Consider the following 24781-nt stretch of genomic DNA (forward strand, 5'->3'; position numbering starts at 1 on the left):
TGGGCAGGGTAGTGATGAAGGACAAGCTCGGCGGAGCCTGCAATGGAGGCGTTACGCCAGCGGCGTGACGCCCTTTGCAACGACCTCCTCGATAGTGGCGCACCTCCAGATTACCGAACCGCGCTATCGACACGACTTCCTGATCGGTATGTGTGCCGAGTCCATGAACCCCAAGGAGAGCAAATGCAAGACGCAGAGGCGACCAAAGTTCGGTTCTCGTTCTTCAAAGGTGGCGAAGACGCTGTCGCGCCGAAGGGCGGTGAAGACTTCGACTGGGAGAAGGGTGCGCTGCGTGTGCGCGAGAACCTGCATGACGCACTGAATGCGAAGAACCTAGCGTTTCTGTTCGGGTCGGGATGCTCTTCGCTGATGGTTGATGGCACACAGCGGGGCATCGCCACGATGGCGCCGCTGGCCAAGGAGTTCCTGGGAGCCGCTCCGGGCGTCGATGACGCGCGGTTTGCCACTGCAGCCGAACGCGAGGCGCTGACGAAGCATCTCGGCTTCGATCTCAATGCCGAGGAGTTCGCGTCAAACCTCGAACGTCTCATGGAGGTGCTGTACAGCTTCCAGTTCGTACTCATGCGAAGCGCCAGCGAGGAGATGGCTAAGGGCAAGGACGCGGTCGACTCGCTGATCGACAAGGTGACTACGTTCGTCACCCAGAAGTGTTCGGAAGCACCCTTCTCGAAGGGTGATCCCGCGATCGTGAGCCTGTACCAGGCTTTCTACCGGAAGTTAGTTTACAGGGACCGGACGCTTCCGCGGCCATGGGTCTTCACGACGAACTACGATCTGCTCAGCGAAACCGCGCTGGACCGGCTCGGTATGCCGTACTGCAACGGCTTCTCGGGGACCATCGAGCGTCGGTTCAATCCGACGACCTACCGGTACGCGCTGGCCGAGCAGCTCGATCTGACGAGTCGCAAGTGGGCGGCGGTGGACAGCTTCATCTACCTGTGCAAGTTGCATGGCTCGATCAACTGGATCGAGGAGGGCGGAAGCCTGTTTCCGATCCGGGAGGTTCCAACTGCTGCGGCCACTAAAGGCAGTCGGGTCATGATCTACCCGACCCCGATGAAGCAGAACGCCAGCTTCGGGTCGCCGTACTCGGATCTCTTCAGAGAGTTCCAGGGACGGATCGTGCGAGAACAGAGCGTTCTTTTCGTGGTCGGATACAGCTTCAGTGACGAGCACGTCAACAACCTGATCTTCCAGGCGCTCACCGTACCGACATTCCGACTGGTGGCGTTCCTGCCGCCCAACGCCCCCGGGGTGGCGCAGAAGCTTCGTTCACTGCACGACCCCCGGATCTGGCTGATAGGTGGAGCGGGCCCGAAGGACGGGACGAAGGCGCACTACTTCGACACTTTCGTCGAGAAGTTCATGCCTGAATCACCGGGCGACAAGGTCGATACAGCGGTGAAGAAGGTGCTGCAGGAGCTGATCGCGCAGGGCATGAAGGCAGGGCCGAACGAGGGAAACGGCCATGACGACTGACGACCGGCGCCGAGCGATCGGCAAGGTGGTGTCGGTGGCGGCCGACCGCTTGGTAGTGGAGCTGCATGGCGGGACTGCAAACTTCACTGTGGTCGGTTTCGACGATGTTCACTACGTCGCACGACTCGGCTCGTTCGTCGTGATGCCCGCACAAGCGGAGTACGTGGTCGCGGAGGTCGTCGGGTTGCGGGAGAAGGACGCCCCCTCCTCTCGCAGCGCGCAGGGGGAATCGACAGAACTAGACAAGGCAGGCGCAGCCAAGTACCTGGACCTGGTTCCGGTGGGCATGCTTCCCCAGCGGCGCGATGGTGCGTTCAGGTTCGGCGTTTCGACATTCCCGTCCCTGTATGCCGATGCGCTGTACGTGCTCGATGAGGAGCTCGACAGGATCTTCGAAGTGCAGAGCGCGACCGAGATCGTTCCGCCGCCGATGGGCAACGGCGAGGCGACCCGATACAACGCGCTGTCGATCGGGACGTCGGTGGTTTTTCAGGACTACGCCGTCAAAGTCCGAGTCGATGAGTTCTTCGGGGGCCACTCTGCTGTTCTGGGCAACACGGGCAGCGGCAAGTCGTGCACGGTGGCAACCCTGCTGCAGTCGCTGTTCGGGAAGCGCGACGAGTTCTTCGCGCGAGGTGCCACGTTCCTGCTCCTGGACGTCAACGGTGAGTACCGGTCGGCGTTCAGCGAGCTGCCGCAGTCCGTGAAGCGGCGGTATCTGAAACTCGAGGCTGATCCAGCGTCTCCAGCGGCTGCACCAGCGGACGAGGCAGAGACGACCGCTGTCTTCCGACTGCCACACTGGTTCATGACCGTAGAGGAGTGGGAACTTCTGCTGCGAGCCAGCGAGCGCACCCAACAGCCGGTCCTGCGATCGGCGCTCGGGCTGGTGACCCTGTTCTCGGCCGAAGGGGGCAACCAAGAAGCGCTCGAGAAGCTCAAGAACCACATCCTCGCAAAGTGTCTTCTCTACGTGCTGAATTCGGCTGACAGCCCGGCAGCGAAGGCTGATCGAGTGACAGCCTTACTGTCATCTTTCCAGACAGCAGCGCTGACTCTTAAAGCCGCGAAGCCTTTGCTCGGACTCAATTTCGGGACGATGCCGCAGTTGCCACAGTTGATGCAGATGTTCGAGGCGCAGCTGAATGAAGACGTCAAGGTGCCGAACTACTCGAACAAGGGCTTTCGGTTCGAGGACCTCGAGCTGGCATTTGACCTGGCGCTTCTCTACGAGGAAGCGCACGGCAATATGCAGATCAGGGACTATTGCTCCCAGATGATCACGCGATTCAAGTGGATTCGGGAGCGCGACGAATTTGCGTTCCTCAGAGTGCCGCCTGAACAGCTTCAGGAGCACGAGCGGGACGTGGCGCAGTTTGTCGAGCGATGCATTGGTCTTTCCCGGCTGGATGGAAAGTTCCAGAAGTCCGCTCAAGTGATCGTGCTCGACATGAACGAAGCGGGGGATGAAGTCGTCGAGGTAGCGTCGGCTGTCATCGCAAGGTTGATCTTCGACCGGCTGCGCCGAGCGGAGCCGAGGAACAGGACGCCCATCAACCTTGTCCTGGAGGAGGCCCACCGGTACGTCGCGGAGCGTCCGTCTGGCTATGCGATTGACGCGAGTCGGATCTTTCAGCGGATCGCCAAGGAGGGTCGGAAGTACGGCCTGTTCCTGATGGTCGCGTCTCAACGGCCAAGCGAGTTGTCAAAGACAGTCCTGTCGCAGTGCTCGAATTTTGTCGTGCATCGCATCCAGAACCCTGACGACCTTCAGCACATCCGGCAGATGACTCCATTCATTTCCGACAGTGTGATGAAGCGCCTGCCGTCATTGCCGAAGCAGCACGCCCTGATTTTCGGCAACGCGGTCAATCTGCCGACCACGTTTAAGGTGCGGGATGTGGAACCGAAACCGAAGAGCGACGACGCAGCGATTCGGGAGTTGTGGTTCCGGCCGGCCGGCAAGGAGGCGGAACTGCAGGTGCCGCATTGAGCTTGGTCTCGAGTTGCGGAACCGTGTCGTAGCGTCTGCTTCTGCATCAGGCGAGCGGCGCCCATGGGTCGGCAAGAGCCAGCCACCTTCTACCCACTTCCGACGGCAGCCTGGGCGGAGGCCGTCGGTCAAGCGAATCCTGTGAAAATGACAACCTGTCCCAATGACGAATGAAGGAACCGCAGATGAAGACCTACGCCTCGCTCCAAGCAGAGATCGCAAAGCTCGAAAAGGAGGCGCAGGCACTGCGCAAGGCGGAAGTCGGCAAGGTGATTGCCAGCATCAAGGCGGCTGTCGCGACCTATGGCCTCACGGCGGCGGACCTCGGCTTGAACGGCAGCGCAAAGCGCCGCAAGATGGCCAATGGCAAGAAGGCCGCGACGATCGGCATCGCGAAGTACCGCGACCCCAAGACCGGCAAGACCTGGACCGGCCGCGGCAAGCCGCCGGGGTGGATTGCGGGCGCCAAGAGCCGCGCGCCATATCTCATCGAGAAGCAGGCCGCGTGACGTGTGCTACTCGGCGCACATCCTGGCGGATTACCGCCGCTACGTCAGGAGGTTCGGCGCCGAGCTGAGCATCAAAGATTTCGTCGATCTCTTCTGGCGACGAAGCACCGGCGCGAGAGTTCCAATCCCGAAGGCCATGGAGGCGACCTTCGCCGAACCTGCGAGCGACGACGAGCGGCAAGTCAAGATGCTGATCGACGAGTTCAAGGCGGAGGAGACCACCCGACTCGAGCAGGAGCTGTTCAAGCAGCGCAAGCGCTTGGCCGACGCCGAGAGAACGTTGCAGACGAAGACCACCAAGGCCTTCCTTGAGAACAAGCGCATCGCCGGCGACAAGATCGAGTGGGCCTTGGGCAAGCTCTCCGACCTGCGGCGAACCGAGCTCACGGACGAGGACGCCAGAATCTTTCCCGGCCACTACCCGCCACTGATGGTGATGGAGAACGGGCGGCGCGTCATCAAGCCGATGCGCTACCAATGCCGGCCGGCGGGGAAGCCGGCGTCATATGACGCCAAGTTCTCCGGCCTCTACAACGCCAGGCGCGACAACCTCCAGGGGTTCTGGCGTGGCCTGTTCGGGCACTCGCACGGCATCATGGTCGTCAACGCGTTCTACGAGAACGTCAACAGGCATCGGGTCGAGCGGCGCGAGCTGCAGCCAGGCGAGAAGGTCGGGAACGTCGTGCTCGAATTCAGACCGCGGCCGACGCAGGTCATGCTGGTGGCTTGTCTGTGGTCGCGCTGGACCGCACCGGGTGAGGATGACTTGCTGTCGTTCGCGGCCATCACGGACGAACCGCCGCCGGAAGTGGCCGCGGCGGGGCATGACCGCTGCATCATTCCGATCCGTGCCGAGAACCTGGACGCCTGGCTGAACCCTGACCCGGGAAAACTGGACGCGCTCTACGCGATCCTGGATGAGAGGGAAAGGCCGTACTACGAGCACCGGCTGGCCGCATGACGGGCCGCGAGACAAGCCCACGGAATCGCGTGGACGCTGGGGTGTAAGCCCACAGACCGCGGAAGCGGGCCTCGGCCGCCTCTCATGGTCTCAGCAGGTCAGAGCCATGCCCACACCCTGCGCAGCCAGTGAGGCACGACTTGGCGACGCGGACGGTATGTCTGGCGCAGCATCTGGTTCATGACGACGCTCCTCTTGCTGGTGAGTTGGCCGGCGCTTCATCGTTCCCGCCCGCATGCAGCGACTCGACCTTGGCGCCGTTGACATACGCGACGCCGTCTGCAACCTCGATCAGCATCGAGCCGAAGCGGCCTTCCCACACGTAGCGCAACACGACTTCGGTAGCCTGGGGCAGCCCTTCCTGCGCGGAGTCGTCGCATACATGAAGAATTCTCCGGAAGGTGTGGCGCATTCATCGCTGCTGAATACTGGATACCCAGTATCTGCGGGCGCAACACGTCTTGCAAAGACCAGACCTTTCAAGGTCAGAAGAGTTCGTACTCGGCCGGTTGGTCCTTAGGTTCGGAGCCCTTGTCCGTCGGCGCTGGGCCGACCGCCTCGTCCTCTCGCGCCAATCCGTCAACGATCGCGTTCGGCTCCACGCTGATCCGCGCCAGAGCGGCGGCTGCTACCTTCGCGGGCTCGCTTTCAGCCAACCGCGCCAGGCACTCGAGCAGGGGTTCCGGGCGCGTCGACGTGACGCTCGACCACATGCGGACCTTGTCCGCCAAGCCGGCGCAGCGCGAGATCCCTGCCGCCCGGCTGCGCACCACGGGTACGACGCGCCCTTCGAGTTGCACGTCCGCCGCACCCGCGAGCACGCGCTTGATCGCGTCCCGGTCGACTTCATGGCGATCCTCGTCGGCCACGACCCATCGCACGCGCACGTGAGCCCCCTGCAGGCGCTGTTCCTGCACAGCAGCCTCGATCCGCGAAAGGTCGGGCTTCCCCTCGAAGAAGAGGTCCACGGTGCGCCGCGCCGGCGTGGCCACCAGTTCGAGCCGAGTCACGGACGCGCCAACCTCCCACAGCACGAAACCCTTGTCGCCCACCTCGCCGTGGTGGAAACGGCCGATCGACCCGGCATAGGCAATCGCCCGCCCTTCCTGCTCCCACACCTGATGTCGATGAATGTGGCCGAGCAGGAATGCTTGCGCCTGCGCGGCGAACAGCGATCCGGTCGTGAACTCGTGGTCGAAGCCAGCCATCGGCACCCCGTGCTCGGTCAAGCAGCCCATGACGGTGCCGTGCGAGACACCGATGGTTGGTACGAGGTCAGCACGCGCCGCGGCGTGGATGCGCGCGTAGCCACTCAGCAACGAGGCCAGTTCCTGTCCTTGGGCGACCGCCGCGTCGGCCGCGCCGACCACCGCCGCGACGGCGGCCTTGTTGACGGTGGGAATGCAGGTGAACAGGGTTCGCGTACCGGATGGCACCTGATCGAACCGCCAGCCCTCGGCCTGCGCCCACCTGCCGTCGATGCCCAGCGCAACCTGGGAGATCCGGTCGGCGACGTGGATGGGATGTCGCCCTGCGAGCAGCGGGAAGATCGACAACGTCCCGGGCGGCTCGTGCGAGAAGGTGCCCTGCAGCATCAGCACAGGACAGTGGTCGGCCAGCCGCAGGACCTGGCGAGCCAGCCGCACCACCGCCGGGCTGTGCACGTCGAGCGCATGGTCCGTCGCGTCACCGGAGATCACGGCAACGTCGATCCCGTTCCGGATCGCCTCATCGACCGCAAAGCCGAAGCAGCGGTCCGCTTCCTGCAGATTCTTCTCGCAATAGTGCAAGTCGGAGAAGTGCCCTACCCTGATCATTCGATGGCTCCTTTGCTATGCGGCGCGGGCTTCGCTGTGGCGCCCGCGCGTGATTGATGTTCGCCGCACCGGGTTCTTCATCAACCCCATGGCGCGCACGTCATGAGAAGACTTCGAGTTCGCCTCGCACCTTCTCCTGAAACCCCGCAGCGTCGTCCGCGAACGAGCTCACCTCCTCGAGCGCGCGCTTGCGCCCGCCGGTGGCGAGCTTCCAGCCCCTGCCCCACCGCTTGTCCGCATAGGCCTCGAACCTTGCCTGCTCGACACCGAGGGCTGCCGCGGCGCCGAAGATGCCCGCGAGTTCGTCCGCCCCAGCGGCCGCGCGCGGCGCCGTGCGGTCGCGTCCTTCGCGAGGCGCCCCCGCCGCTTCGGTTCGCGTGCTCTGCTCCGTGGGGGCCCAGGCTTCCCGCCGCTGGCTGCCGCCCTGCGCCTGCGAAGACAGCTCGGGCCCATCGACGGCCCGAGCGGCGACGTCGACTACCCCGTCATCGGAGTCGCCGGCCGGACGCGCTTCGACGTGGCCGCCATCAAGCATGGCCGCGGCCTCGCCGGCCCGCGCTTCAAGCGCTTCCAGGCCATCGTCGGGCCGCAGCAGGGACGTCACGTCCACCGGCGCCTCCAGTTCGATCAGCCATTGCGCGACGCGGGTCGCTCGGCCTTCGTCATCGATGCGCGACACCTCGACGAGGCGCTTGCTGATGTAGAAGGGGGTGCGCTGCCCGTCGAGGAAGCCGGAGATGCGCCCGCCGCGCATGAAGCCGATCGTCGTGAACTTCTCGATCGCGGCCTGCATCGCGTAGAAGCTGTTCGTCTGCAAATCGAAGGCGCTGATCGACTTGATGCCCGGGATGAAGAAGATGAAGCGCCCCGTCAGGTTGCACTTCTTCGCCTGGTACTCGGGGCACGACTCGGGGTCGCACAGGCCCGCGTTCTCTTCACGCAGCACCGTCTTGCGGCCGCCGAAGATGCGGATCGTGCGCCGGCCGTTTCCGTCCACGGGCACCGCTTCGTGCGTCTTGCAGTACCGCGTCTGGCCGTCCTCGGAATACTCGGACCAGTAGCGCCGCTCGCTCGCGGTCCAGGTCACCAGCTCGTGCGGCATCACGTTCTGCCAGGCGTCGGCGGGAAACACCACCGGGAACCGGTAGAGCCGCTTCCCTCCCTCGCCCCGGTCCTCGGCATACATGTCCATGATCTGCCGAGCCAGTTCGGGGTTCGGGAAGTCTTCGCCGCGCACGGTGAAGTACGGGACGTTCTTCGGGGTCAGCGGATTCTTCAGGCTCGGGCACCGCTGCGCGATCTCACGCTCGATCGTGTCGAAGGCCTTGCCGGCCGCGACGCCGGCGCCGTAGATCGCCCTCGCCTCGGCAGACTCCTCCGCCTTCCTGGTCAGCACCTTGATGCCGGCCCGGATGCGCCCGCCGATCGGAATCCTCATCGCCGAGCGGCCGAGCAGCGTCGGCACGGCGAGCGCTCCTGAGGACACCGGTGCCAGTTGGGTGCGTCCGTTCGTCGAGCCACTATCCATCGCCGCCATTCATCGCTCCTTCATCACCATGTGAGGTATCGAGAGCCCATGCTCTCGCGAGACTGCTCGCCTTCAAGTCGACGCCTGCGCTCGCCGCCCGGCCGGCGCGCCTCGAACCGGCTCGACGATGACTTCGAAGTCCGGCAGGCCCCGCATGAGCAGACCGCCCCAGCGCTTCGTCACCAGCCGCCGATCCAGGACCGTCGCCGTGCCTTGGTCCTCGGTGGTTCGCAGCAGGCGCCCGAGCCCCTGCTTGAAGCGCACCGCCGTCTCGGGCAGCGTGATCTCGATGAACGACGAGCGGCCCTGCGACTCGACCCATTCACGCCGCGCCTCTTCCAGCGGACTGTCCGGCACCGAGAAGGGCAGCTTGACCCAGACGAGGTGCGTGCAGTAGTCGCGCGGCAGGTCCACCCCTTCGGCCATGCTTTGCAGGCCGAACAGCACGGAGCTGTCCCCTCGATCGATGGCGGCCCGATGGCGTGCCAGCATCTCCATCTTGGGCATCGTTCCCTGCATGAGCGTGATGCGTCGCAGGCCTTCGTCGACCTGCCCGTACACGGCGCGCATCTGCTTAGCCGACGCGAACAGCACCAGCGTCCCGCGCGTGCGCACGAGCCCGGGCAGGCGATCCACGACCTCCCTCGTGTGCGCCTCGGAGTTCGCCGGGTCCGATCGCATGGCCGGGATCACGAGCTTCGCGTTGGAGCGGTAGTCGAAGGGTGACTCCACCCGCAGGAGCCGCAGTCCCCGAAAGATCGCCAACCCCGACTGTCGGAGGAACAGGTCGAAGGTCCCGCACGATGTCAACGTGGCGGACATCAACACGACCGCGCTCGCCCGGTTCCACAGCAGCTTTCGCAAGCGGTCGCTGCCGCTGATCGGCGCGGCGCACACAAGGTAGTCGGCGCCGCCGCTCGCGTCCTCATGGAGCTCGATCCATCGCGCGATCGGCGCCTCGTCCGCCGCGTCTTGCGCGAGCATCAGCTCCCAGGTGCTGAGCAGGTTCTCGAGCTTGCCGACGTAGAAGCCGAGTGACGACAGCACGCGCGTGGCGAGAGCTCCCTCGGAGGGCGCCCTCTCCAGAAGCGCCTCGCGCAGCGCGGCGAAGGTCTTCTCGAGCGCACGGCCTGCTGTCTGCGCGGACTCGCCGGCATCGCGCACCCACGACGGCAGTTCGCCGCTCTTGAAGCGCCGGGCCTTCTTCTCGTCGAAGGCCCGCAGCGCGTGGATGCGCTGCCTCAGCGCGTCCAGTGCAGCGACGAGTTGCTCCACGCTGGCTCGTGCATCGTGCAGCAAGCTGTCCGGCAGGCGCATTGCCAGCACGGCATTCCGGACGGCCTCGATCGAGTCGCGCAGCCACTCCTGCGCGCCACGAAGGGCGTGCTTCGCCGACAGGTGCTCGACCGCCTTGGCCGCCAGGCTGTGCGCCTCGTCGAAGACATAGATCGTTTCCGAGGGCGCGGGCAGCACGCTGCCCGCCTCCATCTCCATCACGGACAGGACCAGGTCGTGGTTGGCGATCACGAGGTCGGCTTCCTTGACCCGCTGTCTCGCCGCGTAGAAGGGGCACCGCGCGAACTCGGCGCATCGGTTCCCCGAGCAACCCTGGCGGTCTGTTGTCAGGTCGCTCCAGATCTCGTCTGGGACCGGCACCGCGAATTCGTCGCGATCGCCGTTCCAGCGCTCGGCATCGAAGTTCTCGGCCAAGCCAATGATGATGGTGCGCCGCCGGCGGTCGGCACTTGTGTCCGTGGCAGGTGGCTCGTCTCCTAGATCGATCTCGCGCTGTCCGGCTTCAGCCGCAGCGGCGGCGAGCTTTGCGGCACACGCGTAGCGGCGGCGCCCCTTGGCCACCGCGAACGTGAAACCGAACGGGATCGAGCGCTGAAGCGTCGGGGCATCCTTTTCCGCGTACTGGTGCTGCAGCGCGACCGTCGAACTCGACACGACCAGGCGGCGGCCACGCGAGCGCGCCATCACCATGGCCGGCACCAAGGCACCGAACGATTTGCCGGTGCCGGTGCCCGCCTCGACAACTGCGATGTGCTCGCCATCGGCCGGCGGATCCTCTTCGCCGCGGCATGCGGCGAGCGTGGTGGCCACTGTGGCGATCATCTCGAGCTGCGGCCGGCGCGAGCGGAATCCCTCGATGCCTTCGCGCAGCGCGTCCATGCAGAGGCGAATCTGCGCCTTCTCGTCCTCGGTCACCATGGACTTGAGGCTACGAGTCAGGCCGCGCGGCTCAAGCTGTCCTTCAGCCAGCCGAGCATGGACAGGTAAGGGTTCTCCTGCGCCGATACGCGAGCTTGCAGCGCCGGGCTCAGCAGTCTTTGCACGCTCGCCTCCTTCCGGGCCGCCACCTCCTCAACGACCTCGAAGCCCTTCTTTCGGATCGCTTCGACGCGTCCGGCAAAGCGCTCGTACCTTTCGACGCGCGTCATCAGGACGCAGTGGAAGCGCGCGCGATCGGAGTGCATGAGCCGGCCCAGACGCTGCAGGCTTTGGATGCGTGAGCCGAACAGGCCCGAGTGATCGACCGTCACCTCGCAGTGCGGCACGCTGATGCCGGTGTCGCCGATGCGCGACAGCACCATGCTCCTGGCCGCGCGCAACACCTTGAGCTTGTGCTTCGTCTGGCTGTGGATGAAGGGGATGCCGTAGCGCAGTTCGAGCTCGCGGCCGTCTTCGATCGCCTCGCACAGCACGACGACCGATCCGTACTGCCGCAGGATCTCACCGACGACCTCGTGCTTGTGTTCGCGGTCCTCGACGAGGATGACCTTGACGGGGATGCGCTTGACCACGCCGGTGCACATCTGCTCGGTCCAGTCATCGCCCACGAGCGCGCCGGTCATCCGGGAAACGAACGCACCGCGGCCGTCGCAGCGCAGGTCCGGCGTCGACGACAACCCGATGCGGTACTCGGTTCGTGCGAAAGCGTGGCGGTGGGCAAGCGCTGCCGGCAGCCGGTGCACCTCATCGAAGCAGCCCACGACCCAGGGGCCGTCGAGCCTGGCCCGAGTCTGGTAGCTGAAGATGTCGATCACGCAGCGCACGGTGCCCTCGCGGTCGTAGATCGTGAGGACATGTTTGGCCGGCTTGTGGCAGCGTCCTACCGCGATCCGCGGAGCCAGCGTGGTCAGCTTCTCGATCCACTGCTCGCGCAGCAGTTGAGTGTCGACCATCAACAGATGCCGGCCGGCGATGCGCGTCATGGCCATCATTCCCAACGTGCTCTTGCCGAAACTCATCGCATGGGCCGCGGTCATCGAGCCGGTCTCTACAAAGGTCTGCAGCGCCTGCTCCTGATCGGCGCGCAGCTCGATGTCGAGGATGTTGGCCAGCAGGCGATGCGGCGCCACCGGCTTCGACTGCGCCAGGCTCAGGCCGGCATCTAGGAGGTTCTCGAACGCCTTGATCGACCTCGCCGCACGCCGGCCGGCGCTGAACAGCGAACTCAGGATGTCGCGATCGCTGACCACGTTGCCATTGGCGTCGCGCAGCTTGCCGTCTCGCCAAGTGAGGCCGAGCTTGCGTGCCTGGATGTCGATGACCTCGTCGTTGCCCGGATCGAGGTCGGTGAACAGCCCTTCCTCGGAGTACCGGGACACTTGGCAGCCGCAACGCGGGCACGAAGGCGACGCGTACAGCAGCGCCCAGAATGGCGTGCCGCCCTCCTCTTCGCAGGAGCGGTGGCGGAAGGTGTGAAGGCGCATCTCCATCGGGGCAGCGCCGTGAGTGACCGTGCGACCCGTGGGCGTCGGCTTGATCTGCTCCCGCCAGGACGAGGATCTGCACACGACGCGTTTCCACGCCGGCGGGTCAGGCAGCCGGTCCAACTCCAGTGCGACGATGGTTGCCTTCGGCGCCCGACGGTAGTCGTAGATCTCGGGATGTTCCTTCAGCAACGAGCGGAGGGCGTTCACGCTGACGTAGGTGATCGGCGCCGCACCCTTGCGGCGGCCGCGCTGCCGGGGCCGGAGCCATCCCCGAGCGACGAAGTCGTGCCACTGCCGGTGGTCGATGCGGGTCTGTTCCTCGAGGTCGCGGATCGTCAGGTCCTCGCCGTCGTACCGCCCGATCCCGATCCGCTTTCGCCGCAGGTTGACCGAGTTGAAGCCGCGGCCCAGCGCGGCCGCGATCTCGTCAGCCGACATGCGGTGCCAGTTCTCGCGCAGGAACCGGTCTTCTTCGGGTGTCCAGTCCTTCCGGTCCTTCGTCGTTTGGTAGCCGCCGCGCTTGGCCGCACGGATGATCGTGTGGCGTTTGACGCCGGGCTTGATGGCCGACCACTTCTCGAGCAGCGCATCGATGCGCTCCGTTGTGCCGTCGAACTCGCCTGCGATCTGCCGGCACTCATCCATGCTCAGCAGCGACTGCCCTTCAACCTGCCGCGGTTTCCGGGGAGACAGGAATTCGGTGTTCGACATGATCGGCCTCCTTCGAGTTGCCGATCGATAGTCCGATGCGCTTCGCTTGCTTCAACCCCAGCTCAAATCCAGGGGCTTGGTGCGCGCGGCCGCGAAGGCACAGGCCGCCGCCCAGAGCTTGCGCGCTGGGGCAAGTCCCGAGGGCCGTGCTTGTCGTTCTCGCCTTTGATGCGTGCGGCGCGCGCCGCGGAGCGGATGCGGGATCGGAGTCAGCGACCTGGCGGAGACCGGCCGTTGGTCATCCGGGTTCGGGCGGCAGCCACCGACCCAATGCTGTCATCTGCCTTTCCAGGGCGGCCTGTCAAGGTGCCTTGACGCTGGGTCTGGCGACGCGGGGCAGAAGCTGTTGGTGCAACTTGTCTTGAGCAACCGACATCGATTCGCTCACCGGAACACCATTCTTATTTACCGCCACCACTTCAGCCATGATCGAAAGCGCGATCTCGGCGGGCGTCTTGCTGCCGATGAACAGGCCCGCCGGCCCGTGCAGGGCCTGCAGTGCAGGCTCGGAGAGATCGAAGTGCTCGCGCAAGCGCTCTCGACGCTGAGCGCTGTTGCGACGCGAGCCGATGGCGCCCACGTAGAACGCATCGGACTGCAAAGCGTCGATCAGTGCCAGATCATCGAGTTTCGGGTCGTGCGTCAGCGCCACGACGGCGGTACGAGCATCCGGCGTCATTCGCAGGATCAGGTCGTCCGGCATCTCGCGGCTCAGCAACACGCCGTCCAGAGTCCAGCTGGCTCGGTGCTCCTCGCGCGGGTCGCAGACGATCACCTCGAAACCCAGACTTAGCGCCATCTGGCACAGGTAGCGCGACAGATCGCCTGCTCCGATCGCGATGAGTCGAAACTGCGGCCCCAGGTACGTGGTCAGAGCGGCTTCGGTGAGCTGCGGTATGCCATCGCGTCTGCCTTCCCGCAGTACCACCCTTCCGGTACGCAAGTCCAAGGTTCGCGCGCTACTGCGCCGCTGCACACAGGCGTCGAGCAACGCCTCCAGACGGCTGTGCGCCGACAAGGGCTCGAGCACCAGTTCCACCGTTCCCCCACAGGGCAAGCCAAAGCGGTGAGCTTGGTCAGTGGAGATGCCGTAGCGCAGCGTCGTGGGCTCCAGACTGGCGCACACCGCGTTCACGCCGCCATCCCGGATGCGTTGGATCAGATCGTCCTCGATGCAACCGCCCGACACCGATCCAACCGTCTGCCCGCGCCCATTGATGGCCATCAGCGAGCCGGGCGGCCGGGGCGAGGAGCCCCAGGTCCGCGCGACGGTGACGAGCACCACGGGCAGACCTGCCGCCTGCCAGTCCAGCGCGGTACGCAGGACCAGGGTGTCGAGATCTTCCATGGCGCCGCGTCAGGCCAGATTGAAAGGCAACTGTCGCAGCGGCTTGCCGGTCAGCCGGGCAACGGCGTTGGCGAACGCGGGGGCCAGCGGGGGCAGTCCCGGCTCGCCCATCCCGGTGGGCGCGTCGGCGCTGGGCACGATGTGCACATCGAACTGCGGCATGTCGGTGATGCGGGCCACGGTGTAGTCGCCGAAGTTGCTCTGCTCCACCTGGCCATCCTTCAAGGTGATGGCGGCACCCGGCAAGCACATCGACAAGCCCATCATCGCCGCGCCCTGGGCCTGGGCCTCCACGGTGCGCGGGTTCACTGCCAGGTTGCAGTGCACGCCGGCCGTCACGCGATGCAGCACCGGCCGGCCCTGGCGCATCGAGGCCTCGACGACATAAGCGACAACCGTCGAGAACGACTCGTGCACCGCCACGCCCCAGGCACGGCCGGCAGGCAGTCGCTTCTTGCCATAGCCGCTCTTGTCGACCGCCAGTTGCAGCGCGGCGCGGTGGCGCGGGTGCTTGTCGCCGAACAAGCCCATGCGGTAGGCCACCGGGTCCTGCTTCGTGCTGCGGGCGATCTCGTCGATCAGGGTCTCCATCACGAAGGCCGTGTGAGTGGAACCCACGCTGCGCCACCACAGCACCGGCACGTTGAGCTTGGGGTGCTGCACGGTCAGGCGCATCGGCAGCGGGTAGGGATCGCGCATACCCTCCGTCGCCGTGGCGTCGATGCCATTCTTCACCATGAACTGCTCGAACACCGAGCCCGTGGTGACGGACTGGCCGACGATGACGTGGTCCCACGCCAGCACCTTGCCGCGGTCGTCGAATCCGATGTGCGCGCGGTGCAGGTGCATGGGACGGTAGTAGCCGCCGCGCATGTCGTCCTCGCGGCTCCAGAGCGTGCGCACCGGTGCGTCCAGGCCGGCATTACGCGCGGCCTTGGCGATCTCGCAGGCCTCGACCACGAAGTCGCTCGTGCTCGACATGCGCCGGCCGAAGCCGCCGCCTGCCATCTGCACGTGCACCGCCACCTGCTCGGGCTTCAGGCCCAGCACGCGCGCGGCCGCAGCGGCGTCCAGCCCGGGCGACTGGGAGCCGGTCCAGACCTCGGCCCGCTCGCCAGCAAGCCGAACCGTGCAGTTCAGCGGCTCCATCGGCGCATGGGCCAGGTACGGGAATACGAACTCCGCTTCGAGTTTGCGCGGTGCGGTGGCCAGCGGCGCCATGTCGGCGTCGAAGTGGCGCGGGCCCGGGCGACCGGCCAACTCGCGGTACTGCGCCAGTTGCCGCTCGCTGTCCACCTTCTCGACGGGGGCCATGTCCCACTGCAGCTTCAGTGCATCGCGCCCCTGCTTGGCGGGCCAGTAACCCTGGGCCACGATCGCCACACCTTCAGCGCCGCGGTCCAGCGGCACGCGCAGGACCGCCTTCACGCCCTTGATGGCGCGTGCTGCGGTGTCGTCCACCGAAGACAGGCGCGCACCGAACACGGGCGGACGGGCCACCACGGCCGTCAGCTGTCCCTGCAGGCGAACATCGATGCCGAAGTCCTGGCGCCCGCTGCTCTTGGCGCGTGAGTCCAGGCGCGCGGTCGGGCGGCCGATGATGCGAAAGGCCTTGGGGTCCTTCAGCGTGACCTTGTCGGGCACCGGCAGCGCCATCGCAGCCTCGGCCAGTTCGCCGTAACCCAGCTTGCGGCCCCCCGGGCCGAGCACCGTGCCGGCGTGCGTGCTCAGCTTGGCCACGTCCACGTTCCAGCGCGCCGCGGCGGCACCGAGCAGCATGGCGCGGGCGCGCGCGCCGAGCTCGCGATACTGGGTGAAGCTGTTCTTGATCGAATTCGATCCGCCGGTCAGGTGAATGCCGAACAGCGGGTCGAGATAGGCCGCGTCGTTCGAGCCGTGTCGGCTGCGCACCTTGCTCCAGTCCGCGTCGAGCTCCTCGGCCAGGATCATGGGCAGCGCGGTCTGCACGCCCTGGCCGAACTCCAGCCGGTTGATGGTCACCGTGACCTCGCCGTTGGGCGCGATGTGCACGAAGGCCGACGGCTGTTGCGTCGGCTTCAGGGCGCCGGCACCGTCGGCCTGTGCGATGGCCAGATGGGGGAAGGCGCCGAGCGCCAGCCCTCCGGCACCAGCCAGCTTCAGGAAGCTGCGGCGAGGCAGCGTGGCGGCATCGTCGGCCTGGTCCCGAGTCAGCAGGCGCTGAAGGGCGCGCGGCATGTCGCCGCGATCGAAGTACGGCAGCATGGTGGCTCCTTCAGCCGAGGGTGCGCGCGGCGTCGGCCACCGCGGCGCGGATGCGGGCGTAGGTGCCACAGCGGCAGATGTTGCCGGCCATGGCCGCGTCGATGTCGGCAGCGCTGGGCTGTTTGCCGCGCGGCACCGACTTCAGGAACGCGGTCGCGCTCATGATCTGGCCGCTCTGGCAGTAGCCGCACTGGGCCACGTCGTGCTTGACCCACGCAGCGTGCACGGCGGCGCCGACACGGTCGCTTCCATTCGTGGCGGCTTCGATGGTGGTGATCTTCTTGCCCTCGGCCGCGGAGATCGGCGTGACGCACGAGCGGATGGCCTGTCCATCCAGATGCACGGTGCACGCGCCGCACAGGGCCGCGCCGCAGCCGAACTTCGTGCCTGTCATGCCCAGCGTATCGCGCAGGGCCAGAGCGAGGACGACAGGGAGCGATCGGCGTCGGCTTGGGTGAGCAAGGCCTTGGCCTTGGTCTCGAAGGCATGCAGTGCATCGGTGCCGGCAGCGAAGCGGGCCGGCGGCTCCCTGCGCCCCGCAAGCTGTACCAGGGCGTCGGCGAGCTTGGCGGGGTCTCCTCCTTGCTGTCCGTTCATTGACTTCCAGGCATCGACAGTCGCGCGGGTGTTTTCGGCGTAGTCGTCGATCGAGGGCTCGGGATACTTCGTTGACTGCTCGGTGAGCAAGTCGGTGCGGAAGAAGCCGGGCTCCACGAGCATGGTGCGGATCCCGAAGGGAGCGACTTCGGGGGCTAGCGACTCCATCCAGCCCTCGACGCCAAACTTTGCCGCCGCGTAGGCCGAAGCGAACGACTGTCCCGCAATGCCCGCCATGGAGGAGATCGTCACGACCAGGCCGCTGCGGCGGGCACGCATGGCAGGAAGTACGGCACGGGTGACGTTGACGGGGCCGAACAGATTGGTCTCGACCTGTGCTCGGAAGTCCTCGGGAGGGAGTTCCTCGAAGAACCCCGCGTAGAAGGTTCCGGCGTTGTTGACAAGTACATCGATGCGGCCGAACCGCTGGACAGCGGCGGCGACCGCTGCCTCGGCGTCCTCAGGACGCGTGACGTCGAGCCTGGCGACCAGCAGGTGTTCCGCGTCTCCGAGCGCTCTGGCCACGGGTTGCGTGTCGCGGCCCGTCGCGACGACGGCGTGCCCCGCGGCCAGGGCCGCCTTCGCGATGTCCACGCCCATGCCACGGCTCGCTCCTGTCACGAACCAGACGTTCTTCTCAGTCATGTTCCACTTCCAGTGTTTCTCTCCGGACGCCGAACCGCGCCGTCGCGCTTCGGGTCCGCGCTCTTGGTTATTCAGGGAAGACTCGCACGCGGGCGAGGCTCTACTGCCTTGCGTTGCGGGGCAGCGGAGACATGCCGTGCCCGCCCTTCGAGCTCGTCCCCAACTTGGCCCCGGTATCAATCATCGCGAGCATCGGTTCGTTCAATCGCGCACCCTGCACACGGATCCGGGCGAAGCCGTCTTCGATCTCCTTGATGTCCGCGGAAGTCAACTGCAGCTGCAGGGCGTCCGTGTTTTCTTCCATGTGTCCCCGTGTGGTCGGCCCTGGAATGGGCACGATCCACGGCTTGCGGGCGAGCAGCCAGGCGAGCGCGATCTGGCCAGGCGTCGCCTGTTTGCGTGCGCCCACGCGCTGCAGCAGTTCGACGACAGGCCAGTTCGCGCGGCGCGCCTCTGGGGTGAACCGGGGCAGCGTAGCCCTCAGATCCGCGCTGCCATGCACCATCAACGGGGTGACGGTGCCGGTCAGATAACCCATTCCGAGCGGACTCCAAGGCACGAAACCGATGCCCAACTCTTCGCAGGTCGCAAGAACTTCGATTTCCGGGTCGCGTGTCCAGACGGAGTACTCGTTCTGCACGGCCGTGACCGGCTGCACTCGATGCGCCCGGCGGATGGTCGCGCTACCCGCAGCAGACAGGCCGAAGTAACGGACTTTGCCCTCGCGGATCAAGTCCTGCACCGCCCCGGCCACATCCTCGATCGGCACGGTTGGATCGACACGATGTTGATACTGAAGGTCGATGTAATCAGTCTTCAGGCGCCGCAGCGAGGCTTCGGTCACTCGCTTGACGTTGTCCGGTCGGCTGTTAGCTCCCCGCACCTGGCCGTCCGGCGTGATGTCGAAACCGAACTTGGTGGCGATCACCACCTTGTCGCGAATCGGCGCCAGTGCCTCGCCGACCATCTCCTCGCCGAGGAACGGCCCGTAGACCTCGGCGACATCGAAGAACGTGACGCCCCGGTCATAGGCTGCCCGCATGACCCGGATGGCCTCCTGCCGATCGACCGGTGGGCCATACATCCCGGCGAAGTTCTGGCAGCCAAGCCCAAGGGCGGACACTTCCAGGGAGCCGAGCCGGCGGCGCCCGTTCGGTGCGGCTTGCGGCAAGGCGGATGGGTTGGCCTGCTGCGCTCGAGCGCCCGTGGGCATACCGGTCAACAAGGCTGCCGCGCCAAGTCCAAGCCCCGCTGCAAGTGCCCTGCGGCGATCCGGCAGAGTCCGGCCGTTGATGTCAACGCTCATGCCGCTTCTTGCACCTGTCACGAGCCAAACCTTCTTCTCGCTCATATTCAATTCCCGTGTAGGTTAAGGAAACCGTTTAGTCAGCACCGCGCACCGCAGTTCCGTCAACGCAGCTTTAAGGCTTCGATCCGGCGGCCTTCATCGCGGCGAGGCATGCCGCTGTATCCCAGTAGCTCACCACCATTTCGGAGATGCGCCCGTTGCGGAACACGAACCACTCGAACGCGGACATCGGAATCGGCTCGCGGGCACCTGGCGCCAGCCATGGAAAGACCGCTTTGGCTACGATGGAGTCGCCTTCCTCGACCATGCGTTCGATCTTGATTTGCTCGGGCCTGATGATCGGCGTCGTCGTCGTCACGAATCCCATGAGCATCGTGAGGATGACGTCTCGACCGGCGTGCGTACCGCCGTACGGCAAGGAGTCCGAAATTCGCAGGACCGCGTCGGGCGCAAAGCCCTCTTCAACCGCGCTGCGGAGCGCGTCGGCGTTCTTGTTCTGGAGCGCGCTGTAGTAGCGCTCGAGCGTTGCGCGGTTTCGAGAAACGCGTGTTCGCTCCTCGCGTTGCTGAGCCTGCGCAGCGGCAGACAGGGTCATCAACGAAGCCGCGGTGAGAGCCATTCCTGCGACGTTGAAACTCCGGCGACCGAGCGTCCCGTGGCCTTCTTCGCTCGGAACATCCATGCGCGGTTCGTGATCAGCGCGATGATCTTTTGACGACATGGTCGTTACTCCTGGGCCAAGCCCGTTGCCTACCGATGGAAACGCAGTGTCGAAAAATCGGCGGGCGACGTCTTGCCGGATCTGCCGGAGTTCTTGCCTGAAATGACGGCATTCCGTCGAAAAGGCTGATGGCTAGGCAGCGCGGCGCTAGGATCGATCAGACCCGAGAGCCGGCGGAAATCCCATGGACAGCGTCTCATCCAAACAGCCAACGACCCCAGCCTCGGACCGGCTGGCTCAAGCGGTTGCCGCCATGGCAGCGTCCGACGGGGACTACGCAACGGCCATCCCGGCTCTGTTCCTCTATCGCCGCAAAGCCCCGACCGAACCGCTCCCGTGCATCTACCATCTTGGCCTTGCCGTCGTCGCGCAAGGGGCCAAGCAGGTTTTGCTTGATGAGAAGGCCATCAACTACGGCCCGGGCCAATCATTGCTAACGACGGTGGACTTGCCGGTGATCTCTCAAGTGACGCGAGCCAGCGTTCACGAGCCGGTGCTTGCACTGGTGCTAACCCTCGACGCGCGCGAAGTCACGCAGGTCGCCGCGGAGATGCGGTTGGCTCCGCCGCGGCGGCCGCCCGGTTCGTCCATCGCCGTTGAGAGTCTGGATGCGCCTCTCATGGAGGCGCTGGTCAGATTGGTCAACCTCCTCGCCGAGCCGGCGCTGATTCCGCAACTCGCGCCCCTCATCCAACGGGAAATCACGGTGCGTCTCCTGGCCGGCCCACACGGCTTCCGGCTCCAGCACTTGGCATTCAACGGATCGCCCAGTCAGCAGATCGCTAGGGCGGTTGCTTGGCTCAAGCAGAACTTCAAGCAGCCGCTGCACGTCGACGAACTCGCCGCGCTCGCACACATGAGCCCGTCGACCTTTCGGCAGCACTTCCGATCCATCACCGGCACCAGCCCTCTCCAGTACCAGAAGCAACTGAGGCTACTGGAGGCTCGCCAAATGATGGTGAGCCAAAACATTGACGCAGGCAGAGCAGGTGGCCTCGTGGGCTACGAAAGCCCCTCTCAGTTCAGCCGCGAGTACAGCCGGCTGTTCGGGGCGCCGCCACGAGAAGACGTTAGGCGAATGCGCCCCACCTAGGAACGTTTGCCTGCCATGGCGGCGTCCGCTCACGAACGTCTGGATTTGGCCGAGGCTGTGTGAAAACGCCTCACGCCCGTATGCTTCGCCAACGCGTTGGATGAGGGGACGGGGGTGGGCCGTTTCATCGAAGGGGAAGACCGGCAGCAGGTGTCGTTGATGCCCGAGTGCCTGGACGACTACATCGCCGAAGACAACCCGGTGCGGGTGATCGATGCATTCGTCGGCGAGCTCGACATGACCGAGCTTGGCTTCGAAGGCGCCACTCCGGCGGCCACCGGCCGCCCGGCGTACCACCCGGCGACGCTGCTGAAGGTCTACATCTACGGCTACCTCAACCGCATCCAGTCGAGCCGCCGGCTGGAGCGCGAGTGCCAGCGCAATGTCGAGCTGATGTGGTTGACCGGTCGCCTGGCGCCGGACTTCAAGACGATCGCCGACTTCCGGCGCGACAACGGCAAAGGCATCCGCAACGTCTGTCGTCGCTTCGTCGTGCTGTGCCGAGAGCTGAAGCTGTTCTCGCAGGCGATCGTGGCGGTCGACAGCAGTAAGTTCAAGGCGGTCAACAGCCGTGACCGCAACTTCACGCCCGGCAAGATCGACAAGCGCCAGCAGCAGATCGAAGAGAGCATCCAGCGCTACCTGGACGCGCTGGAGACGGCCGATCGCACGCAGCCGGCGGAGATCGAGGGCAAGACCGAGCGGCTGCAGGAGAAGATCAAGACGCTGCGCGACCAGATGCGACGGATGGATCGCATCAAGGACCGGTTGACGCGCGAGCCCGACGCGCAGCTGTCGCTGACCGATCCCGACGCGCGCTCGATGATGTCGCAAGCTTAGGGCACCGGCGTGGTTGGCTACAACGTGCAAACGGTGGTCGATGCCAAGCACCACCTGATCGTCGCGCACGAGGTCACCAACGTGGGCAGCGATCGGGCTCAACTCAACAAGATGGCGCAAGCTGCGCGTGAGGCGATGGGCAAGACCAAGCTGCAGGCCCTTGCCGACCGTGGCTACTACAGCGGCCCCGAACTCAAGGCCTGCGACGACGCGGGAATCGTGGCCTACGTTCCTAAGCCCATGACCTCCAACGCCAAGGCCGATGGACGCTTCGACAAGGCCGACTTCATATATATCGCCAGGGACGACGAGTACCAGTGCCCAGCCGGGCAGCGCGCGATCTATCGGTTCACGCGAGAGGAGAACGGGCGTAAGCGGTAAGCCGACGGCGTTCTTGTCTACAGGGCCGTCGCTTTGTACAGATCCGAGCGCAATGGGTTTTCGGCGAAGTGCTGCTTCCACAGCCGCGGCGTGAGCTCGGCCACGCGGGAAGCCGGATGCTCGCCCACGCGCTGCAGCACGTCCACGAAGTAGGTGTACGGGTCGATCCCGTGCAGCCGGCAGGTGACGATCAGGCTCTGCAGGATGCCCGCGTGCCTCGCGCCGACCTCGGTCCAGCAGAACAGCCAATTGCGCCTGCCCATCGGGATCGCGCGCAGAGCTCGCTCGAGGTGGTTCGTGTCCATCGGCACGTCAGGGTCGCCGAGGAACACCTGCAGCGCCGCCTGGCGTTCTCGCGCATATGCCAGCGCCTTGGTCAATGGGTTGCTCGGCAGCAGCCCCTGCTGATCGAACTGACGCTGGACCCACTCGAAGAACGCTTCGACCAGCGGCTTGCTGTGCGTGAGGCGATGCAGCCGCTTGGCCTCGCCGCCGAGCTTGGCGCGCCGGATCTCTTCCTCGATGTCGTACAGCACGGCGATCTGGCGCATGGCCTCGCCCGCGGCCTGCGGCTCCGCGCCCATCGCCTCGAAGAACCCGCGGCGGCAATGCACCCAGCATTGCGCGTGCGTTATCCGGGTCTTCTCGGCATACCGCGTGTACGCCTCGTAGCCGTCGCTCAGCAGGACCGATCCCGGCGCCGGCGTCAGCCCCAACGCACCTTGCGCGTGCTCGTGCCTGCGAGACTCGAAGTACGGGAAGCACACCTCGTCGAGTTCGCCATATACCGGCCAGAAGTAGCCGCACTTCAACTTGCCCGGCCCGGCTCGACCGGCCTTGATCGGCGTCTCGTCCATCGCCTTGACGCGGGCGGCGCGGATCGAGTCGAACTGCGCCTCGTAGATCGGCTCGGCCAACTGCGCCGCCTGCTGTGTGAGCTGCGTTAGCCACGGCCGGCTGACGGTGATGCCCGAGTCGCCTAGCCGCTGGTGCTGGCGGTACAGCGGCAGGTGGTATGCGAACTTGTCGACCACCATCGCGGCGACGAAGCTCACGTCCGCGCGGCTGCCCTGGATGACGCCGGCCGGCGCCGGCGGGCAGTGCAGCGTCTGCGTGTCACGCCGCTTGATGAGCGGGCGCACGTACTTCAGTACCACGTAGCTGCCCGGGCGCTGCGCCAGGCGGTGAGTGGTCTTCTCGCCGATGACCTCGTACTGGTCGGCCTGCAGGTCCTTCACCTCGGGGTTCGGCACCTCGATCACCAGCACCGGGACCTTGTCCTCGTCGAAGAACGGCGCGCTCGTCGCGTCGTCGGCGAAGTCGCTCTTGGGCTTGCGCCGCGTGTGCGCGGGCACCTGCTGCTGGCCGCCGCCGTCGCACGGCGGCATGGGCAACACCTGGCCCAGGTGCATCTGCTGCGGATCGGGCAGCGGCGCGTAGCGCTCGCTCTTGGTGCCGAACAGCTGCCGCTTGAACCATTCCACCTGCCGCTGCAGCTCGGCCACCTGGTGCCGCAGCACGATGACCTCGTTGGTATCGGGCTCGGCGGTGGTCGCGGCGCTGGGCATCACGCGATTGTCTCGGCACTCGCGTGATCACCTCGGCCCTGGCGAGCATCTCGCGGCAACAGCCGATAGCGCTTGTTCCGGCGCCTGACCTCGATGCCTTCGATCATGAGCTTCAGCGCCGTCCAGTCCATCTCGGTGTGCCGCACCTGCGACCAGTCTGCGATGAAGCGCCCGGCCTCCAGACGCTTGGCCCACAGGGCCCAGCCGCTGCGATCCCAATACAGGACCCGCATCTGCGTGGCGCGCCGATTGATGAACGTGAACAACTGCCCGTTCAGCGGATCTTGCTGCAGGCCGTGGCGTGCCAGCGCATACAGCCCGTCGAACGAGTTCCTCATGTCCACCGGCGCTCCGTACAGGAACACGCGGATCTGGCCTTCGGGGAAGAACATCAGCTGCGCACCAGTTGCAGCACAAGGCCACCGCCCAGATCGAGCCGCACCTCCAGCCGGCCCGCCGGATCGGCCGCGGCCACCGAGCCCATCTCGATGAAGCTGGCCACCGGCGCTTGCCGCGTCGCCTGTCGAGGCTTGCGTGCCTGCGCCGTCATCGGCGCCGCCGCCGTCGCCGCCAGGCGGCGCCTCCATCGCTGAAAGCTGCTCGTGTGCAACCCTTCGCGCTTGCAGAACCGCGTCACCGATTCGCCGCTGCCGTCAAATCGGTCGAACACCTCGCACCAAGCCTGTTCGCTCAGATGCCGCCGCGTTCTCTTCGCTTCCATCGGTGCCTCCGTCGTGTTGCCGATGTGCGGCATTGTCGGAAGCCATCCTCAGCACCGGAAGAACGCCATCGACTTACCGGTTACGAACGGGCTGCAGATTCGTCGCTACTGGAGCAGTGCCTGCCCGCAGTGCCCCATGAAGGCGCAATGCACGCCGAGCGACTACAGGCGCATCTCGCGTTGGGAACACGAAGCAGTACTCGAAGCTGTGCAGCGCCGGCTGGACAAGCGCCTGGACGCCATGACGCTGCGAAGGCGAACGGTCGAGCACGTCTTCGGAACGCTCAAGCACTGGATGGGCTCGGCGCACTTCCTAACACGCAGGCTGCCCAACGTCTCCACCGAAATGAGCCTTCACGTCCTGGCTTACAACCTCAAGCGCGTGATCCGCATCCTTGGTATCGCCAGAACGATGAAGGCGATGAAGTTGGTGGGCGCATGAGCGCCTTGTCATGCTCAAACGACGCCACGAACGCTCGCCAAACCCGGACAACTCGAATATCAGCTCACAGCGACCACTGGGGTGCGTCCAGGGCCGTTGCATCGCCCGCCGCCTCAACGAGGCCGGCACGA

The 24781-nt window shown here is 65.7% G+C and carries 17 protein-coding genes and 4 pseudogenes; 7 read left to right on the top strand and 14 right to left on the bottom strand.

Annotated elements, in window-relative coordinates; translation table 11 throughout:
- Nucleotides 1-183: 183 nt before the first annotated feature.
- The 4 genes from QZV97_RS03155 (at nucleotide 184) to QZV97_RS03170 (ending at nucleotide 4963) form a co-directional block, all read left to right on the top strand.
- Nucleotides 184-1500 carry an SIR2 family protein gene (locus QZV97_RS03155; protein ID WP_295638322.1) on the top strand — a complete coding sequence of 439 codons (1317 nt, stop codon included), beginning with the start codon at nucleotides 184-186 and terminating at the stop codon, nucleotides 1498-1500.
- Nucleotides 1490-3493, top strand: coding sequence for a DUF87 domain-containing protein (locus QZV97_RS03160; protein ID WP_295638326.1), 2004 nt, complete (start codon nucleotides 1490-1492; stop codon nucleotides 3491-3493). The genes QZV97_RS03155 and QZV97_RS03160 overlap by 11 nt, the downstream gene beginning before the upstream one ends.
- A 185-nt stretch (nucleotides 3494-3678) precedes the next feature.
- Nucleotides 3679-4002, top strand: a complete 324-nt coding sequence (locus QZV97_RS03165) for an H-NS histone family protein (protein WP_295638330.1) — start codon at nucleotides 3679-3681, stop codon at nucleotides 4000-4002.
- Between the two features lies 1 nt (nucleotide 4003).
- Nucleotides 4004-4963: an SOS response-associated peptidase family protein gene (locus tag QZV97_RS03170; RefSeq protein WP_295638333.1), complete on the top strand. Its 960-nt coding sequence runs from the start codon at nucleotides 4004-4006 to the stop codon at nucleotides 4961-4963.
- A gap of 178 nt (nucleotides 4964-5141) precedes the next feature.
- On the opposite strand, the gene QZV97_RS03175 is transcribed toward QZV97_RS03170, so the two are convergent.
- The 11 genes and pseudogenes from QZV97_RS03175 to QZV97_RS03225 form a co-directional block, all read right to left on the bottom strand.
- Nucleotides 5142-5375 carry a hypothetical protein gene (locus QZV97_RS03175; protein WP_295638336.1) on the bottom strand — a complete coding sequence of 78 codons (234 nt, stop codon included), beginning with the start codon at nucleotides 5373-5375 and terminating at the stop codon, nucleotides 5142-5144.
- Between the two features lie 73 nt (nucleotides 5376-5448).
- Nucleotides 5449-6780 carry a metallophosphatase family protein gene (locus tag QZV97_RS03180; RefSeq protein ID WP_295638339.1) on the bottom strand — a complete coding sequence of 444 codons (1332 nt, stop codon included), beginning with the start codon at nucleotides 6778-6780 and terminating at the stop codon, nucleotides 5449-5451.
- A gap of 100 nt (nucleotides 6781-6880) precedes the next feature.
- On the bottom strand, nucleotides 6881-8317 hold the full coding sequence (locus QZV97_RS03185) for a hypothetical protein (RefSeq protein ID WP_295638342.1): 1437 nt from the start codon (nucleotides 8315-8317) through the stop codon (nucleotides 6881-6883).
- Nucleotides 8318-8380: 63 nt separating this feature from the next.
- Nucleotides 8381-10522 carry an ATP-dependent DNA helicase DinG gene (gene dinG, locus QZV97_RS03190; RefSeq protein WP_295638345.1) on the bottom strand — a complete coding sequence of 714 codons (2142 nt, stop codon included), beginning with the start codon at nucleotides 10520-10522 and terminating at the stop codon, nucleotides 8381-8383.
- Nucleotides 10523-10539: 17 nt separating this feature from the next.
- Nucleotides 10540-12741 (bottom strand): DEAD/DEAH box helicase family protein, encoded by a 2202-nt coding sequence (locus QZV97_RS03195; protein ID WP_295638348.1) that lies wholly within the window; start codon nucleotides 12739-12741, stop codon nucleotides 10540-10542.
- A gap of 301 nt (nucleotides 12742-13042) precedes the next feature.
- On the bottom strand, nucleotides 13043-14089 hold the full coding sequence (locus tag QZV97_RS03200) for an XdhC family protein (RefSeq protein WP_295638351.1): 1047 nt from the start codon (nucleotides 14087-14089) through the stop codon (nucleotides 13043-13045).
- A gap of 9 nt (nucleotides 14090-14098) precedes the next feature.
- Complete coding sequence (locus QZV97_RS03205; RefSeq protein ID WP_295638354.1) at nucleotides 14099-16333, bottom strand: xanthine dehydrogenase family protein molybdopterin-binding subunit; 2235 nt, start codon at nucleotides 16331-16333, stop codon at nucleotides 14099-14101.
- Nucleotides 16334-16343: 10 nt separating this feature from the next.
- Nucleotides 16344-16748 (bottom strand): annotated as a pseudogene (locus QZV97_RS03210) ((2Fe-2S)-binding protein); the annotation flags it as partial.
- Nucleotides 16724-17575, bottom strand: coding sequence for an SDR family oxidoreductase (locus QZV97_RS03215; protein ID WP_295638359.1), 852 nt, complete (start codon nucleotides 17573-17575; stop codon nucleotides 16724-16726). The gene QZV97_RS03215 and the pseudogene QZV97_RS03210, both read right to left, overlap by 25 nt.
- A gap of 100 nt (nucleotides 17576-17675) precedes the next feature.
- A complete protein-coding gene (locus QZV97_RS03220; RefSeq protein ID WP_295638362.1) occupies nucleotides 17676-18926 on the bottom strand; it encodes an aldo/keto reductase in 1251 nt (416 codons plus the stop codon).
- A 70-nt stretch (nucleotides 18927-18996) separates the two neighbouring features.
- The gene (locus QZV97_RS03225) at nucleotides 18997-19605 is read right to left on the bottom strand and encodes a nuclear transport factor 2 family protein (protein ID WP_295638367.1); all 609 of its coding nucleotides are present in this window, start codon (nucleotides 19603-19605) and stop codon (nucleotides 18997-18999) included.
- 184 nt (nucleotides 19606-19789) lie between these two features.
- Between QZV97_RS03225 and QZV97_RS03230 the strand changes: the two genes are divergently transcribed.
- Entirely contained in the window at nucleotides 19790-20698 is a 909-nt protein-coding gene (locus QZV97_RS03230) for an AraC family transcriptional regulator (RefSeq protein WP_295638371.1), read from the top strand.
- A gap of 114 nt (nucleotides 20699-20812) precedes the next feature.
- Nucleotides 20813-21901: pseudogene (locus QZV97_RS03235) on the top strand (IS1182 family transposase); the annotation flags it as partial.
- A gap of 35 nt (nucleotides 21902-21936) precedes the next feature.
- Here the strand turns inward: QZV97_RS03235 and QZV97_RS03240 are convergent.
- The 3 genes and pseudogenes from QZV97_RS03240 to QZV97_RS03250 all read right to left on the bottom strand — a co-directional run.
- Nucleotides 21937-23436 (bottom strand): annotated as a pseudogene (locus tag QZV97_RS03240) (IS66 family transposase); the annotation flags it as partial.
- Nucleotides 23437-23486: 50 nt separating this feature from the next.
- The gene (gene tnpB, locus QZV97_RS03245; protein WP_295638374.1) at nucleotides 23487-23879 is read right to left on the bottom strand and encodes an IS66 family insertion sequence element accessory protein TnpB; all 393 of its coding nucleotides are present in this window, start codon (nucleotides 23877-23879) and stop codon (nucleotides 23487-23489) included.
- A complete protein-coding gene (locus tag QZV97_RS03250) occupies nucleotides 23879-24241 on the bottom strand; it encodes a hypothetical protein (RefSeq protein WP_295638377.1) in 363 nt (120 codons plus the stop codon). The genes tnpB and QZV97_RS03250 overlap by 1 nt, the downstream gene beginning before the upstream one ends.
- 55 nt (nucleotides 24242-24296) lie before the next feature.
- Here QZV97_RS03250 and QZV97_RS03255 point away from each other — a divergent pair.
- Nucleotides 24297-24650, top strand: a pseudogene (locus QZV97_RS03255) (transposase); the annotation flags it as partial.
- Nucleotides 24651-24781 lie beyond the last annotated feature (131 nt).

Source organism: uncultured Methylibium sp. (assembly GCF_902826655.1).
GTDB lineage: Bacteria > Pseudomonadota > Gammaproteobacteria > Burkholderiales > Burkholderiaceae_C > Methylibium.